11 protein-coding genes are annotated in these 14,808 nt (G+C 74.3%); 6 read left to right on the top strand and 5 right to left on the bottom strand.

Annotation, left to right across the window (positions count from 1 at the left end; all coding sequences use genetic code 11):
- The first annotated feature begins 144 nt into the window (after nucleotides 1-144).
- Together I5Q34_RS28945 and I5Q34_RS28940 are read left to right on the top strand one after the other, a co-directional pair.
- Nucleotides 145-1,527 carry an amino acid permease gene (locus tag I5Q34_RS28945; RefSeq protein WP_199895404.1) on the top strand — a complete coding sequence of 461 codons (1,383 nt, stop codon included), beginning with the start codon at nucleotides 145-147 and terminating at the stop codon, nucleotides 1,525-1,527.
- Nucleotides 1,528-1,682: 155 nt separating this feature from the next.
- Nucleotides 1,683-2,054 carry a nuclear transport factor 2 family protein gene (locus I5Q34_RS28940; protein WP_199895403.1) on the top strand — a complete coding sequence of 124 codons (372 nt, stop codon included), beginning with the start codon at nucleotides 1,683-1,685 and terminating at the stop codon, nucleotides 2,052-2,054.
- Here the strand turns inward: I5Q34_RS28940 and I5Q34_RS28935 are convergent.
- A complete protein-coding gene (locus I5Q34_RS28935; RefSeq protein ID WP_199895402.1) occupies nucleotides 2,044-2,862 on the bottom strand; it encodes a helix-turn-helix domain-containing protein in 819 nt (272 codons plus the stop codon). The genes I5Q34_RS28940 and I5Q34_RS28935 overlap by 11 nt on opposite strands.
- A gap of 100 nt (nucleotides 2,863-2,962) precedes the next feature.
- Here I5Q34_RS28935 and I5Q34_RS28930 point away from each other — a divergent pair, with 100 nt between their 5' ends.
- Entirely contained in the window at nucleotides 2,963-3,268 is a 306-nt protein-coding gene (locus tag I5Q34_RS28930; RefSeq protein ID WP_199895401.1) for a 4a-hydroxytetrahydrobiopterin dehydratase, read from the top strand.
- A gap of 102 nt (nucleotides 3,269-3,370) precedes the next feature.
- Here I5Q34_RS28930 and I5Q34_RS28925 read toward each other — a convergent pair whose 3' ends face one another.
- Together I5Q34_RS28925 and I5Q34_RS28920 are read right to left on the bottom strand one after the other, a co-directional pair.
- Nucleotides 3,371-5,200 (bottom strand): long-chain fatty acid--CoA ligase, encoded by a 1,830-nt coding sequence (locus I5Q34_RS28925; RefSeq protein ID WP_199895400.1) that lies wholly within the window; start codon nucleotides 5,198-5,200, stop codon nucleotides 3,371-3,373.
- Nucleotides 5,201-5,507: 307 nt separating this feature from the next.
- The gene (locus tag I5Q34_RS28920) at nucleotides 5,508-6,392 is read right to left on the bottom strand and encodes a LysR substrate-binding domain-containing protein (RefSeq protein ID WP_199895399.1); all 885 of its coding nucleotides are present in this window, start codon (nucleotides 6,390-6,392) and stop codon (nucleotides 5,508-5,510) included.
- A 94-nt stretch (nucleotides 6,393-6,486) separates the two neighbouring features.
- On the opposite strand from I5Q34_RS28920, the gene I5Q34_RS28915 reads away from it, so the two are divergent.
- A complete protein-coding gene (locus I5Q34_RS28915; protein WP_199895398.1) occupies nucleotides 6,487-7,542 on the top strand; it encodes a bile acid:sodium symporter family protein in 1,056 nt (351 codons plus the stop codon).
- Nucleotides 7,543-7,577: 35 nt separating this feature from the next.
- On the opposite strand, the gene I5Q34_RS28910 is transcribed toward I5Q34_RS28915, so the two are convergent.
- Both I5Q34_RS28910 and I5Q34_RS28905 read right to left on the bottom strand, forming a co-directional pair.
- Nucleotides 7,578-9,815 (bottom strand): sialidase family protein, encoded by a 2,238-nt coding sequence (locus I5Q34_RS28910; protein ID WP_199895397.1) that lies wholly within the window; start codon nucleotides 9,813-9,815, stop codon nucleotides 7,578-7,580.
- 171 nt (nucleotides 9,816-9,986) lie between these two features.
- Complete coding sequence (locus I5Q34_RS28905; protein WP_199895396.1) at nucleotides 9,987-10,919, bottom strand: zinc-binding dehydrogenase; 933 nt, start codon at nucleotides 10,917-10,919, stop codon at nucleotides 9,987-9,989.
- Nucleotides 10,920-11,054: 135 nt separating this feature from the next.
- On the opposite strand from I5Q34_RS28905, the gene I5Q34_RS28900 reads away from it, so the two are divergent.
- Both I5Q34_RS28900 and I5Q34_RS28895 read left to right on the top strand, forming a co-directional pair.
- Nucleotides 11,055-11,513 carry a MarR family winged helix-turn-helix transcriptional regulator gene (locus tag I5Q34_RS28900; RefSeq protein ID WP_199895395.1) on the top strand — a complete coding sequence of 153 codons (459 nt, stop codon included), beginning with the start codon at nucleotides 11,055-11,057 and terminating at the stop codon, nucleotides 11,511-11,513.
- Between the two features lie 620 nt (nucleotides 11,514-12,133).
- Nucleotides 12,134-14,707, top strand: a complete 2,574-nt coding sequence (locus I5Q34_RS28895) for a GTPase-associated protein 1-related protein (protein WP_199895394.1) — start codon at nucleotides 12,134-12,136, stop codon at nucleotides 14,705-14,707.
- The last annotated feature ends 101 nt before the right edge of the window (nucleotides 14,708-14,808 follow it).

Below are 14,808 nucleotides of genomic sequence, written 5' to 3'. Positions count from 1 at the left end.
CGGTTCGCTGGACCTTTTGCGGTGGATACGTATCCGGCACGGGACAAAAACGAGCGATTTTGCGCCGGGCCCCGCACTGGTCACCATGTGCTCGTATCGCACATGTCTGCGACCTGCCCGCAGGATGAGAGGCGCACCATCCCCATGCACGACACGACCGACGGCACACAGACGCGCCGTTTCGGCCTCCCCACAGCGGTCGCGCTGGTCATGGGGAACATCATCGGCGGCGGCATCTTCCTGCTGCCGGCCTCCGTCGCCCCCTTCGGCACGGTCAGCCTGCTGGCCTTCGGCGTGCTGACCGTCGGGGCGATCACGCTCGCGCTGGTCTTCGGCCGGCTCGCCGAGCGGCATCCGCACACCGGTGGCCCGTACGTGTACGCCCGCGCGGCGTTCGGCGACTTCGCCGGGTTCCTCTCGGCGTGGTCGTACTGGACCATGACCTGGGTCAGCAACGCCGCCCTGGCCGTCGCCGGCGTCGGCTACTTCCACGTCCTGACCGGGAGCAAGGGCTCCATGGGCACGGACCTGGCCGTCGCCCTGGCCATGCTGTGGCTGCCGGCGCTGGCGAACCTGGCCGGCACGCGCTGGGTGGGGGCCGTGCAGCTGGTGTCCACGGTGCTGAAGTTCGTGCCGCTGCTGTTCGTCGCGGTCGTCGGGCTGTTCTTCTTCGACCCCGCGAACCTCGGCCACTTCCACGAGGGCGGCGGGAGCTGGGCCGGCGGGCTGTCCGCCTCCGCGGCGATCCTGCTCTACAGCTACGTCGGCGTCGAGTCGGCGGCCATGAGCGCCGGCGAGGTCCGCGACCCGGGCCGCAACGTCGGCCGGGCCAGCGTCCTCGGCACCATCGGCGCGGCCGTGGTCTACCTGCTGGGCACGCTCTCCGTCTTCGGCACCGTCCCGCACGACAAGCTCGTCGGCTCCACCGCGCCGTTCTCCGACGCGGTCAACGCGATGTTCGGCGGCCAGTGGGGCGGCGCGCTGATCGCGGGTGCCGCGGTGATCTCCATCGTGGGCGCGCTCAACGGCTGGACGCTGATGAGCGCCCAGATGCCGTACGCGGCGGCCAAGGACGGCCTGTTCCCGGCCGCGTTCGCCCGCAGGCGGCGCGGCGTGCCGACGGTCGGCGTGCTGGCGGCGTCGGTGCTGGCCACCGCGCTGACCGTGGTCAACTACGTCTCCGGCGCGGGCGGGGTCTTCGAGATCCTCGTGCTCGTCACCACGTTCTCCGCGACCGTTCCGTACCTGCTGGCCGCCGCCGCGCAGATCTACTTCCTGCTGACCGGGCAGCGGGAGCGCGTCCGCGCGGGCCGGCTGACCCGCGACATGATCCTCGCGCTCGGCGCGTTCGCGTTCTCCTTCTGGCTGGTCGCGGGCGCCGGCTACAAGGCGGTCTACCAGGGCGTGCTGTTCCTCTTCGCCGGCGTCCTCGTCTACGCGTGGATGGCGGCGCGCCGTCCCAGGACGGCACGGGCGGCACAAACGGCCGAGGACGCCCCGGCCGCCGAGGTGGCCACCGCGGCGTAGGGGCGCTTACCTCGCGGGTAATCGCGCCCGCCTCCCGCACACGACAGGGTTGAGCCATGGCCCCCGGAACCGCGCACTCGGGTCCGGGGGCCTTTCCGTACCCGTCGTGAGACGTCGTGAGATGTCATGAGACATCGTGAGAGGGAGAGCCGACCATGTCGCGCTACGAGGACACCATCGCCCGCTACTTCGCCGCCTGGAACGCCACCGACGCGGACGCCCGCGCCCGGGCCGTCGCCGCCGCGTGGACGGAGGACGGCACGTACACCGACCCGTTCACCGACGTCCGCGGGCACGACGCGCTCGCCGCCGTGACAGCCGGGGCACAGGCACAGTTCCCCGGGTTCGTCTACCGGCTGACGGGGGACGTGGACGGGCACCACGACGCCGTGCGGTTCACCTGGGAGCTGGTGTCGGAGGCCGACGGCTCGGCGCCCCTCGCGGGGTCGGACGTCGCCGTGCTCGCCGAGGACGGGCGCATCCGCGGCGTCCTGGGGTTCCTGGACCGGATGCCCGCTACGGCGTGAGCGTCTCCCGGAGGTACGCGGCCGTCTCCGGGTCGGCGGGGAGGAAGGTCTCCAGCGCCAGTTCGGAGACGGTCACGTCCATGGGGGTGTTGAACGTCGAGATGGCCGAGATGGCCGAGATGAACGAGAGCGTCCGGCCGTGGTGCTCGATCACCAGGGGGAGCGCGAAGGGGGCCACCGGACAGTCGTCCGTCCGCCCCTCGGCGGGCACGTCGGGCGGCGGATAGGCGCTGACCTCCTCGTGGACGGCGCGCAGCGGCGCCGACCGCAGGGCGGCCGGCCGGCGTTCCATCTGGTGCAGCAAGTGGGCGCGCCACTGGCCGTAGTTGCGGATGCGCGGGGCCATGCCCCGGGGGTGCAGGGTCAGGCGCATGGCGTTGAGCGGCGGGACGAGGAGCTCCTCGGCGACGCCGTCCAGCAGCAGGGAGACGGCCCGGTTGGCCGCCACGACCTGGTAGGCGCCGTCCACGACGAGCGCGGGGAAGGGCTCGTGGCCGCGGAGCAGGAGCTCCAGGCAGGCGCGCAGTTCATGCATCGCCGGGTCGCCGAGCGGCCGTTCGGGAAAGTGCGGGGCGTATCCCGCGGCGACGAGGAGGGCGTTGCGTTCCCGGACGGGCACGTCGAGGTGGTCCGCGAGGCGCAGGATCATCTCCCGGCTCGGCCGCGAACGGCCCGTCTCGATGAAGCTGATGTGGCGGGCGGAGGAGCCGGCGCGCAGCGCCAGCTCCAGCTGGCTCATCCGGCGCCGGTCCCGCCATGCGCGCAGCAGCGTGCCCACCGTGGGGGCACCGGCCGTGGCAGTCGTCATGCCGCGACATTACCCGCGTCCCGTGGGACCCTTGTCGAACCGGTGTCGGCGGTGGGCTGTCGATGGTGGACTGCCGGCGGTGGACGAAGGGACAGGGGACATGCCGGTCGAACCGCTCTCGCAACAGGACGTCGAGGAGCGCCTCAAGGAACTGCCCGGCTGGACGACGGACGGGGTGCTGCTCCGCCGTGCGTACCGCCTCCCGGGGCACTTCCCGGCGGTGGCCCTGGTGGTGCACATCGCCCGGATCCAGGAGGAGTTGGGGCACCACTCCGATCTGACCCTCGGGTACGACACCGTGACGGTCGCCGTGAACACGCACAGCGTGGGCGGCAAGGTCACGGGGCTGGACGTCGAACTGGCCCGCAGGATCGAGGCGATCGCCCCGGGGCACGGGGCGCGCTGACGGCGGTGGCCCTGCCCGTCCACGGTCGTGCGGTGGGCGGACGGGGCCTGCTCATGGGATCTTTCGATCGAAACTGGCCGAACTCATCGGCGTGCGGGCCTTTCAGTGCGCCGTCCGCTGGTAAAGGGCATCCACCTCGGTGGCGTACGCCTTCTCCACCGCCCGGCGTTTGAGCTTCAGGGTCGGCGTCAGCAGGCCCTGCTCCTCGGTGAACCGGCCGGTGAGGATCCGGAAGGTGCGGACCGACTCGGCGGGGGAGAGCCCCGCGTTCGCCGTCACGACCGCCTCCCGGATCTCCGCCTCCAGCTCGGTGTCGCGCACCAACTCGGCCGCGGGGAGCGGGAGCCTGCCCCGCAGCGCCAGCCAGTGCGCGACCTCCCGGCGGTCGAGGGTCACCAGGGCCGCGAGGTAGGGGCGGCCGTTGCCCACGACGAGGCAGCGGTCGACGAGGGGGTGGGCCCGTACCCGGTCCTCCAGGGCCGACGGCTGCACGCGTGCGCCGTCCGCCGTCACCAGGACCTCGTTCTTGCGGCCGCTCACGGTCAGATAGCCCTCGTCGTCGAGGGCTCCCAGGTCGCCGGTGGCCAGCCAGCCGTCGCGCAGCACGGCCTCGGTGGCGCGCGGGTCGTCCAGGTACCCGGCGAAGACCTGGGCGCCGCTCAGCCACACCTCGCCGTCCGGCGCTATCCGCACGGCCGTGCCGGGAACGGGCAGGCCGACCGTGCCGAAGCGGGGGCGGTCCGCGGGGTTGGCCGTCGCCGCGGCCGCGGTCTCCGTCAGCCCATAGCCCTCGACGACGGTGATGCCGGCGCCCGCGAAGAACAGGCCCAGGCGCCGGTCCAGGGAGGAACCGCCCGAGAGCGCGAACCGCAGCCGGCCGCCCAGGGACTCGCGGATCTTGGAGTAGACGAGCTTGTCGAAGACCTGGCGCTGGACGCGCAGCGCGGTGCCCGGCCCCGGACCGGTGCCGAACGACCGGTCCTCCAGGGCGCCGGCGTAGCGGACGGCGACCTCGACGGCCTTCTCGAAGGGGCGTTCCTTCCCGGCCTGTTCCGCCTCCCGGCGGGCGGCGGAGAAGACCCGCTCGAAGAGGTGGGGGACCGTGCAGACGACCGTCGGGCGGAAGGCGCGCAGGTCGGACAGGAGCGCCTCCTGCGACCTCCTGGTCCGGTGCCCCAGCCGGATCCCGCCGCGCACCGCCGCCACCTGCACCATCCGTCCCAGGACGTGCGCGAGGGGCAGCGCCAGCAGCAGGGCGGGGTCCTCGCCGGAGGGCCGGAAGACGGGGGCGAAGCCGTGGACGATGTTGTCGGTCTCGGCCATGAGGTTGGCGTGGGTCAGGACGCAGGCCTTGGGGCGGCCGGTGGTGCCCGGGGTGTAGATCACGGTGGCCGGTGAGGCGGGGGTGACGGCGGAGCGGCGGCGGTGCACCTCCTCGTCGGGGACGCCGGCGCCCGCCGCGCCCAGTTCGCCGGCCGCGTCCGCGTCCAGTTGCCACAGGCGGGCGAGGCGCGGCAGCCGGTCGATGACCGAGCCGACGGTCATGGCGTGGTCCTCGTGCTCGACGACACAGGCGGTGGCGCCCGCGTCGTGCAGGGTCCAGTAGACCTGCTCGGCCGAGGAGGCGGGGTAGATCGGGACGGACTGGGCGCCGACGCACCACAGGGCGAAGTCGAACAGCGTCCACTCGTAGCGCGTGCGGGACATCAGCGCGACCCGGTCACCGTCGCGGACGCCCTGGGCGAGCAGGCCCTTGGCGACGGCCAGGACCTCGTCGCGGAACGCCTCCGCGGTCACGTCCCGCCACCGGCCCCCGGACTGGCGGCCGAAGGCGACCCGGTCGGGGGCCTCGGCGGCGTGCTCGAACACGATGTCCGCCAGACCGCCGGCGGACGGCGCCGGAGCCAGGGGCGGGACGGTGAACTCGCGCAAATTCTCGCTCCTCGCGACGCTCCGCACAGCGCCGGTGACCGTACCCGATCCCGCTCCGGCGAACCCTCGGTACCGGAAGGCGGACGGGATGTGCCCGATCCGGGCGGATTGTTGTGCACGGTGTGTCAGGTCCGCAGGTGACGGACGTGGTGCGAGTGGCCAGGGGATCCGGGCGGCGGGGTGCGCGAGGGGCGGTACTCGGGTCGTGTGCGGGGGTGGCGTGCGGCGGTGGCGTGCGGGTGCGGCAGCGGCAGTGGGGTGCGTGGGGCGGTGGCGACCGGCTGCAGGCGGGCAGCGCGGGTCGTCGTCAGGCGGGGTCCGCCGCCGTGTGCAGCCGGTCGCCGGCGGCCAGGATCGCCCTGGCCAGCGCGTCGGCGCTGCCGCGCGCCGTGCCGTCCCGCCCGGGGGCGGCGCCGTGCAGCAGCACGACGTCGATGCCGCCCAGCTCGGGGAGCCCGGCGCGGGCCGGCACGCGCACCAGGCCCGGCGGGATCATGCCGCGGGTGTGGGCCATCACGCCCAGCCCGGCGCGGGCCGCGGCGACCAGGCCGTTCAGGCTGCGGCTGGTGCACGCCACCCGCCAGGGACGGCCGTGCCGCTCCAGCACCTCCAGGGCGCGGGCCCGGGTCACGGCCGGGGGCGGGAAGGCCACCAGCGGCAGCGGCCGGTGCGCGTCCAGGCGCAGCCGTTCGCTGCCGATCCACACCAGCCGGTCGCGCCAGACGAGCTGCCCGTGCGGCTGGTGGGGGTGGCGCTTGGCCAGGACGAGGTCGAAGCGGCCGGCGGCCAGCTGCTCGTGCAGGGTCTCCGAGAGGTCGACCGTCAGCTCCAGCTCGACCTCCGGGTGGTCGCGCCGGAAGGTCTCCAGCACCTCGGGGAGCCGGGTCAGCACGAAGTCCTCCGAGGCGCCGAACCGCAGCCGGCCGCGCGGCCGCGTGCCGGTGAACCAGGAGGCCGCCCGCTCGTTCGCCTCCAGGATCGTCCGGGCGAACCCCAGCATCGCCTCGCCGTCCTCGGTCAGCGACACGCTGTGGGTGTCCCGGGCGAACAGCTGACGGCCGGCCGCCTCCTCCAGCCTGCGCACCTGCTGGCTGACGGTGGACTGGCGCAGGCCCAGGCGGTGGGCGGCCTGGGTGAAGCTGAGCGTCTGGGCGACGGCCAGAAACGTCCGCAGATGAGTCGGCTCGAACACATTTCCAGGCTAGACGGTCATCGATGATCGCGATAACAGTCAGCGTGCTGAACGGGGTTCCCGATGAGCCCAGGTCAGCGGCAGGCTGGAGGCCATGCCCCGACCCTCCTTCCTCAGCCGCTTCGCCCGCGGCTTCCCTCTTGATCCCTACATAGCCGCCCTCCTCGGCACCGTCCTGCTGGCCGTGCTGCTGCCCGCCCGTGGCCAGGCCGCCACCGTCGCCGACGGGGCCTCCAAGGTCGTGGTGGCCCTGCTCTTCTTCCTCTACGGGGCCCGGCTCTCCACCGAGGAGACCGTGGCGGGCCTGCGGCACTGGCGGCTGCACACGACCGTCCTCGCCTGCACCTTCGTGGTCTTCCCCCTGCTCGGGCTGGCAGCCGGCGGCCTCGTGCCCCACGTCCTCACCCCCGAGCTCCACGACGGACTGCTCTTCCTGTGCCTGGTGCCCTCCACCGTCCAGTCGTCGATCGCCTTCACCTCCATGGCTCGCGGCAACGTGGCGGCCGCCATCTGCGCCGGCTCCTTCTCGAGCATCGTCGGCATCGTCCTGACCCCGCTCTTCGCCGCGGCCCTGCTGGGCAACAGCGGGGCCGGCTTCTCCCTCGACTCGCTGCTGTCGATCGTGCTCCAGCTGCTGGTGCCCTTCCTCGCCGGACAGGTGCTCCGCCGCTGGGTGGGCGGCTTCCTCGGCCGCCACCGGACGGTGCTGGGGCGCGTCGACCGGGCGTCCGTGCTGCTGGTGGTCTACGCGGCCTTCAGCGCCGGCATGGTGCGCGGGATCTGGCACCAGGTCACCCCATGGCGGCTGCTGGCCCTGCTGGGGGTGGAGGCCGTGCTGCTGTCGTTCATGCTCACCTTCACCACCTATGGCGCCCGCCGGCTCGGCTTCCCGCGGGAGGACCGGATCGCGATCGTCTTCGCGGGGTCGAAGAAGAGCCTGGCGGCCGGACTGCCCATGGCCACTGTCCTGTTCGGGGCGGACGCCAGCCTGGCCGTGCTGCCGCTGATGCTCTTCCACCAGCTCCAGCTGATGGTCTGCGCCGTGCTCGCCAAGCGCTACGGACGCGAGGCGGAGGCGGCGGCAGTACCCGCTGCACCGGACACGGCCGCGGCGGAGCCCGCGAACGTGCCATCCGGACGGGCCGGTTGACGGCGGAGGCCGAGCCGCTGCCCCGGCCGGGCCCCTCACCGGACCGCTCCTTCCACTCCTCCTTCTGATCCTTCTGCTCCTTCTACGCGGTCGAGCGGCAGCCACATCACCGTGTCGCGTGGGTCGACGGGCCGGTCACGGGAGGTGCCGGACGGGGCCGGGTCCGCGGCGGGCAGGGCTCGGCGGTAGACCCGCGCCTCGTCCAGATCACCGGTCAGAAAGGCTCTGCCGTCGGGTCGTTGCCCCAGGTGCACCCCGAAGGTCGAGGTCCGGCTGACCGATCCCGTCACGCCGGTCGCGGTGGCGGAGGCGCCGTCCACGGTGAGCACGATCCGGCCGTCGTCCCGCCGCAGCATCATCCGGTGCCACCGTCCGTCGTCGTAGTGGCCGGGCACCGACACCTGCGCTGTCCGGGCCGGCCCCGGGCCCGTGACGGCGGTCACCCGGCCGGTGACGCGCCCCGCTTCCGGCTCCCCGAACAGTGCCACTTGCGGGGCGCCACCGACGCCGCCCATCCAGAGGAAGGGCTGCTCGCCCCGGCGGGGACCGGCGCCGTAGCGGAACCACAGGGAGGCGGTGAAGTCGCCCGCCCCCAGCGGGAGGGAGGCCCGGTAGGGCAGTCGCACGGCATCGCCGCCGGTGGCGGGGGCAAGGGCGGCTGACGGGGTCTCCGCCGACTCGCCGCCCCCTTCCGTGTGTTCCGCACGTTCCAGTTCCTCCCCGGGCCCGCTGTCGCCGGCCCGGGACCCCGGTGAGCGTCCCCCGGCGAAACGCAGCCCGCCGCCGAACCGGCCGTCCACCGGCCGGGGACGGCCCAGTACCGCTGCGGCACGGGCCCCCGGGGCGAGGTCCGGCGTGGTCGGGCCGGGGCCGAGGCGCGGGCCCAGCCACTCCTCGGTGAAGCGGGCGAAGCGGATCTCCTGGCGGGCGTCCCTCCGACCCGCCTCGTAGAGGAGGCCCACGGTGCCCGGGCCGGTCGACGTCATGTCCGAGTAGCCGGACCAGTCTGCGGTGACCGTACGGCCCCGCTCCACGCCTTCCCAGGTGCGCCCCTGGTCGTAGGAGGAACGGATGGTCACGGTCCGGCGCCGGTCGGGATCGGCCGGTGCCGCGAACAGCCAGCGGTCCGGTCCCAACGGCAGCACGGAGCCCTGCACCGTGGGCGCGTACAGATCGGGCAAGGCCCGGAACGGCGCGGCGAAGGTGCGGCCGCCGTCGCGGCTGACGGCCTCGTCGCGGTTCCCGAGGTCCGTGCCGTTCTGTTCGCGTCCGTTGACGTACACCGTGCCGTCCTCCCGCTCCGCCAGGGTGAGTTCGGAGGGCCGCTGCCGGTAGGTGCCGTCCGGGGCGACGGGGTGGGTGTCCACCGCGCCGAGCCGCCAGTGGCCGCCTCCGTCGTCGCTGTAGACCAGGGCCGCATGGCCCGCGGTGAGCCGGGTGCCGTCATGACTCTCCGCGTTGACGCCGACCAGCAGCCGGCCCCGGTGCCGTCCGTGGGCGAGCTGGATGCCGTGGCCGGGGCCCGTGGCGTACCAGGAGTTCCAGCCGCGCGGCCGCAGGGCGACAGTCAGATCCGAGGGACGGGACCAGTCGGTGCCGTCGCTGCCGCCGTACTGGAGGTGGGGGACGCGCTCGCAGGGGACCGCGCAGCTCTCCGCGTCCGTGCGGCCCCGGTTGGAGGTGGTGACCAGCAGGATCCGCCCGGTGCCGCGGTCCACGACGGGCGCGGGGTTGCCGTAGGTGTCCCCGTTCCCCGCGCCCACGATGCGCAGCGGGCCCCAGGTGCGGCCGCCGTCCGTGGACCGTTTGAGGACGATGTCGATGTCGGTGGCGTCTCCGCAGTTGTGCTTCCTGCCCTCCGCGAACGCGAGGACGGTCTTCCTGGTGGTGGTGACCAGCGCGGGGATGCGGAAGCAGGCGTAGCCGCGGCGCGGCTCGTGTGCGGCGTCGAACAGGACATGTTCCTCGAACTCCTTTCGTGGTGGGGTGTTTTCCGCCCGTCCGGTGGCCGGACCTCCGCGGTCGGGCCCGGATCCCGGTGGGCTCTTCGGCCCCGCGGCCCGGGCCGCCACTGCCACCGTGTGGGGGAGTGGCAGGAGCGCGAGCAGGAGTGCTCCGGCGAGCGCCACCCCCGCCGTCCTCCCGTGCGCTCTTCGGCGGCGGCCGGGGTGGGGCTGCCGGGCCGGCGGACGCGGGGCGCGGTGCCGCCGGGGGCGGTGGAGCGAGGAGAGGAGGTGTCCGGGCGAGCGCCGGACGGTCGACCGCGGTGCCATGGCCCGTTCCTTCGTGCGTAGGGGCAGGTCGTGACGTGACGTGGCAGGGAGTACCGGGCGGGCCGGGGTTGGTGCGTTCACGGCGAACTCCCGTGCCCGGGTGGGCCACCGTACTCGACGCTTCCTCCCGCACGGACCATGAAGCAACACCGTGTCGGAGGATCGGGGGAGTCACACGGGACGCAGCACCACCTTGCCCTGATTGGCGCGCGACTCGACGATCCCGTGCGCCTTCGCGGCATCCTCCAGGGGGAGTTCCGTGTGGATGCGCGGCCGCAGCCGGCCGTCGGCGGTCATGGCCCAGAGCTCCCGCCGCCACCGCTCCATCAACTCGGGCCGGTGACGGGCTATCAGTGCCATCTGGAAGCCGATGACCGATTTCGCGCCCACCAACAGGTCGTACGCCTGGATGCTCCCTCCGCCCGAGCTGTAGGCCACCAGGCGCCCGCCCGGGGCCAGGGCGGCCACCGCGGAGGAGAGGAGCTCCCCGCCGACCGCGTCCAGCACGACGTCCACCGGCTCGCCCCAGGACTCCTGTCCGTAGACGACGACCTCGTCGGCGCCCAGCGACCGGACGAACTCCGCCTTGGCCGGGGACCCGACGGCGGCCACCACACGGCTCGCGCCGCGCGCCTTGGCGATCTGCAGAGCCAGGTGCCCGACGCCGCTCGCCGCGCCCGTGACCAGTACCGACTCTCCTGCCGCGGGCCGGGCCGCCTCGTACGCGCCCCGGGCGACCAGGCCGCACCGCACCAGGGCCACGGCCTGGGCGGAGCTCGCCCCGCCGGGGATCCGCGAGGCCATCGAGGTGTGCAGCGGCGAGTAGTCGGCATAGCCGTCGCCGAAGCAGAGGCCGGTGACGCGCTCGCCCACCAGGAAGCCGGTGACATCCGGGCCCACGGCGACGATCTCTCCCGCCACCTCGCCCTCGAGGCTCGCGGGCAGCGGCTGCCCGCCCTCGCGGACCTTGCGCACCACGGGCAGCGTCACGCCCGCCGCCTCGGTGCGGATGAGCAGCTCGCCCGGGCCGGGCCGAGGGACCTCGGTCTCCTCGACGCGCAGGACCTCGGGACCGCCGTTCTCGTGATAGCGGACACGACGCATGGTGCACCTCCACAGGCATGGCTTCGCCGGACTGTTCGTTGGGATCCCCAACGGCTACGACGATACCGAACTGCGTTGGGAAGTCCAATGGTTTTTCATAGGGAATCCCAACGAGTTTTTCGCTACCCTCGACTCATGGCACACACCGACGCCCACGCGCCCGGCGAGCCCGCCCTCGCCCACATCCAGGCCCTCCCCAGCTGGCTGCTCAACCGCGCCTCCGCGCGCGGGCGCCGGCTCGTCTCCGACGCCCTCGCGCAGGACGGCCTGCGCATGCCCCACCACGCGGTCCTCTCCGCCGTGGCCGACCTCGGCCCGGTGGCCCAGGCCGAGCTGGGCCGCACCACCGGATTCGACCCCAAGGACATGGTCGGCATCCTCAACGACCTCCAGGCCCAGGACCTCGTCACCCGCGCCCCCGACCCCGCCGACCGTCGCAAGAACGCCATCACCCTCACCGAGGGGGGCCGCCGTCGCCTCGGACGACTCACGGAGCTCGGCGACGAGGCCAACGAGGCCCTGCTGTCCGCCCTTTCGCCGGCCGAGCGCAGGCTCTTCCTCGACCTGCTCGCGCGGATAGTCGACGAGGGCTGACGGGCGGTGGCGAGGGTCCGCGCACCTCGCCACCGGAGCCGGCCCCGAGCCGGTCACCGAAGCCGGGAGGGAGGCATCGGCCATTCGCCGAAAGTCCCGGCGTCCCCCGCGCGGATCTGGTGGGATGGCCTTCGCCGACGGGCGGGGCGTGGAGGAGGGGTGGTATCAGTGGTCCGGGACCGCGGAGACCTCGGTGGGCTCGTGGTGCGGCGACCCGGGTTCCCGGGCGAACGGCCCGTATTCCTCGGGGGATTGAGAGGGCATCGTCACAGAGTCGCCGACCCGGCGGGGCCTCCGGAGCGCATGGTCCGTGCTGTCGGATGTCCGACGGCCGCTCAGGCCGTGATCCGGTCGGCGGCGGGCCGGGCAAGGGTGATCCGGCCGGTGGCAAGCCGGGCGAGGGCGGCCCGAGCGGGCGCGGCCCCGGCGCGCGTCATCCCGCCGGTGACGCTCTCACCAGTCGTGCTCCCGCCGGTCGTACTCCTGCCGGTCGTGCTCCCGCCGGGCGCCGTCCCGCCGAGGGCGATCCCCCCGCGCGCCACCTCGCCGGTCGCGGCTCCGCGAGGTGCGGCCCCGCTGCCGTGCGCGCACCGCACGGCCGGTCCACGGAGGGGATGCGCGTGACTCCGCAACATCCACCACGTCCACAACACCCGCAACCCCTGCAGCAACTGCAACAGCTGCACTACTCCCGCTCGTCCCCGGAGTCGGCCCCCCGCTTCACCGCTGCCAGCCCCGACCTGCCCGCTCTCCTCCTCGGGGAGATCGAGCCGCTGCTCACCTACGAGCCGCCGAACGGCGCACCGGACCGCGCCGCACCGGACCGCGCCGCACCGGGCAACGCCGCATCGGGCAACGCCACACCGGGCAACGCCGCGCCGTGCGACGAACCTGCCCCACCCGGCGGGAGCCCCCGCTTCCCCGTCGTCTTCGGCCACCACCGGCTCGCCGACGGCACCAGGCTGCTCTGCCGCGCCGTCCGTACCGGCACCGACCCCCTCGGCCGGCGCCACCCCTTCCACGCCCACGCCGTCCGGCTGTCCCCCGACGGCCCGCTGCCCGGCGGGCTGCTGCCCGTCGAGGCATGGGAGTCCCCCTCATGGGCCGAGCGCACCCCCGGGGCCGGCGCCGAGCCGCTCACCGCCCTCACCCCCGCCCGCCGCATCTCCAAGGCCGGCCTGCTGGAGTTCGTCACGGCCCGCGCGGAGCGGCTGGTGCCGTTCCTCACCGACGTACGGACCCTCTTCCGCAGACCCGATGCGCCCCAACTCCTCGTCATCGAACGGGACACCGACCGCATCGCGCACTGGATCGCCGTCGCCAGCGCCGTCCTGCCGCGCGACCTCGCCAACCGGCTCACCTTCACCACGTACACCCGGCGTCCCCTGCTCGCCCGCCAGCAGATCGTCGGGGCCCTGCCGGGCTCGGAGTTCGACTACGCCCACGTGGCCGGCGACCGCCGGTACCGCGTCCACGACTGCGCCGGAGGCCACTCCAGTCCCGCCCGCGACGAGCCCGACCCCTGGGCGTCCGTCGCCGCCCGCGTCCTGCTCGCCGACCGGCCGGCGCTGTTCACGGAGGCCGCCAGGTTCCGCACCGCGGCCGACCGGGACGCGACGCACGATGCCGGCCGCCTCGCCGCCCTCGCCCTCCGCGAGGGCGTCCCGCTGGACGCGGCCGGCCGGACCGCCGCCGCCCGCTGGGCCCGCTTCCGCGCCTCCGCCGACCGGCGCGAGCCCAATCCGCTGCTCCCCCCGCTGCTCGCGGCACTGGCCTCGGCGGGCCCGGACAGGCCGCCGGAGGAGTGGGCCGCCCTCGCCGAACTCGCCGAGTTCTTCGCCCCGTTGGCGTCCCGCACCCTGGGTGACCGGCTCCGCCGCGACCTGCGCGCCGAGCTGGACCGCGCGGCCCCCGGGGAGCCCCTGGCGCGGGTGCTGGCCCTCGCCCGCCTCGCCGAGGCGCTGCGCGCCGACCACACCCCCGTCCTCACCGCCCGCCTGAGCGCCGCCCTGCTCGGCGACGCCGCCCAGGACCGCGACGCGGTGTGGGCCGCGGTCACCGCCCACCCCGGCCTCACCGCCGCCGTCCTCGGCACGCTGGAGCGCACCGCGGCGACGGGCGATCCGGCATCCGTCGTCCACCTGCTCACCGGCGGATTCCCGGCGGCCGACCTCCAGCGCCATCCCCATCTGCGCATGGCCGCCGCCCTGGCCGACGGATCCCTGCCGCGCCCCCGCCGCAGCACGGACGACGCCCCCGTCGACACCGAGCCCGAGGAGAACGACCCGGAGAGCATCGCCCCCCAGACCGCCGCCCCCCAGACCGCCGCCCCGGAGAACACCGGCCGTTCCCCGGACCGCATCGCCTTCCTCGCCCAGCTCGTCAGGAGCGCGGGGCGGGGCCAGGGCGCCAACCCCTCCGTGCTGCGCACCGCCTTCCGCCTGGTCTGGGGCAGCTCCGCGCCCACCCCCGCCGAGACCGCCTCGCTGCTGGACGCCCTCCCCGCAGAGCGCCACCGCGCCGCCGGTCTGGACGACGTGCTCGTCCGGTCCGTCCTGGAGAGCGCGCCCGACGACGCCGAGGCGCCGGCGGTGGCCAGGGTCCTGGTCCTGCGCTGCGGCCCCCGGCTCGACCCGCGCAGGCACGCCGCGCTGCTCCTCCTCGACCAGGCGGGTGCCCTCTCCGACGGCCAGGAGCTCCCCGGCTTCACGGCCCGCGTGCTCTCCCTGCGCGAGCAGGCCCGCCCCCTGGAGCCCGGCATCGAGGACAGGCTGCGCCAAGTCCTCGTCCGCAGGCTGCTGTTCGGCGACCCGTGCCCCGACGAGCTGGCCGAGCTCGCCGCGTCCGGCGACGAGCACCTGCTCGGGGCCTACGCCCATGAGGCCCGCGGCGGCGGCGTCGACCTCGCGCTGCGCCGCACCCCCGCGTTCGCGGCCGCCTGCTTCACGGCCTGGTACGCGGAGCCGGGCGCGAGCGCCCTCTGGGACGACGTCCGCGCAGGCCTGCTGGACGAGGTGCTGCGCCCCGCCGTCCGCTTCCTGCCCCGCGAGCACCTCGACGAGATCCACCAGGTCCTCTACGAACAGGACCCGTCCTGGGAGGAGTTGTTCCAGGAGTGGAACAGGCGCCCCGGCGTCCTGGGCCGGCTCGGAGCGCTGCGCCGCGCGTCCCGTACGGACCGCAGGGCCGACTGATGAGGGCGGCCATGCTCGTCGCGGCGGCACGACCCGTCACAGCCGTACGACCCGTCACAGCCGTACGACCCGTCACAGCCGTACGACCCGTCACAGCCGTA

The organism is Streptomyces sp. AV19, assembly GCF_015999245.1.
Lineage (GTDB): Bacteria > Actinomycetota > Actinomycetes > Streptomycetales > Streptomycetaceae > Streptomyces.
Note: the sequence above shows the minus strand (reverse complement) of the source record. Positions and strands in the feature narration are given on the sequence as shown.

What these genes read in the sequence shown, in the direction of transcription:
- I5Q34_RS28935 (WP_199895402.1), bottom strand. Translation starts at nt 2,862, where the DNA reads ATGACGACTGCCACGGCCGGTGCCCCCACGGTGGGCACGCTGCTGCGC.
- I5Q34_RS28905 (WP_199895396.1), bottom strand. Translation starts at nt 10,919, where the DNA reads ATGCGTCGTGTCCGCTATCACGAGAACGGCGGTCCCGAGGTCCTGCGC.
- I5Q34_RS28910 (WP_199895397.1), bottom strand. Translation starts at nt 9,815, where the DNA reads ATGGCACCGCGGTCGACCGTCCGGCGCTCGCCCGGACACCTCCTCTCC.
- I5Q34_RS28940 (WP_199895403.1), top strand. Translation starts at nt 1,683, where the DNA reads ATGTCGCGCTACGAGGACACCATCGCCCGCTACTTCGCCGCCTGGAAC.
- I5Q34_RS28930 (WP_199895401.1), top strand. Translation starts at nt 2,963, where the DNA reads ATGCCGGTCGAACCGCTCTCGCAACAGGACGTCGAGGAGCGCCTCAAG.
- I5Q34_RS28900 (WP_199895395.1), top strand. Translation starts at nt 11,055, where the DNA reads ATGGCACACACCGACGCCCACGCGCCCGGCGAGCCCGCCCTCGCCCAC.
- I5Q34_RS28945 (WP_199895404.1), top strand. Translation starts at nt 145, where the DNA reads ATGCACGACACGACCGACGGCACACAGACGCGCCGTTTCGGCCTCCCC.
- I5Q34_RS28915 (WP_199895398.1), top strand. Translation starts at nt 6,487, where the DNA reads ATGCCCCGACCCTCCTTCCTCAGCCGCTTCGCCCGCGGCTTCCCTCTT.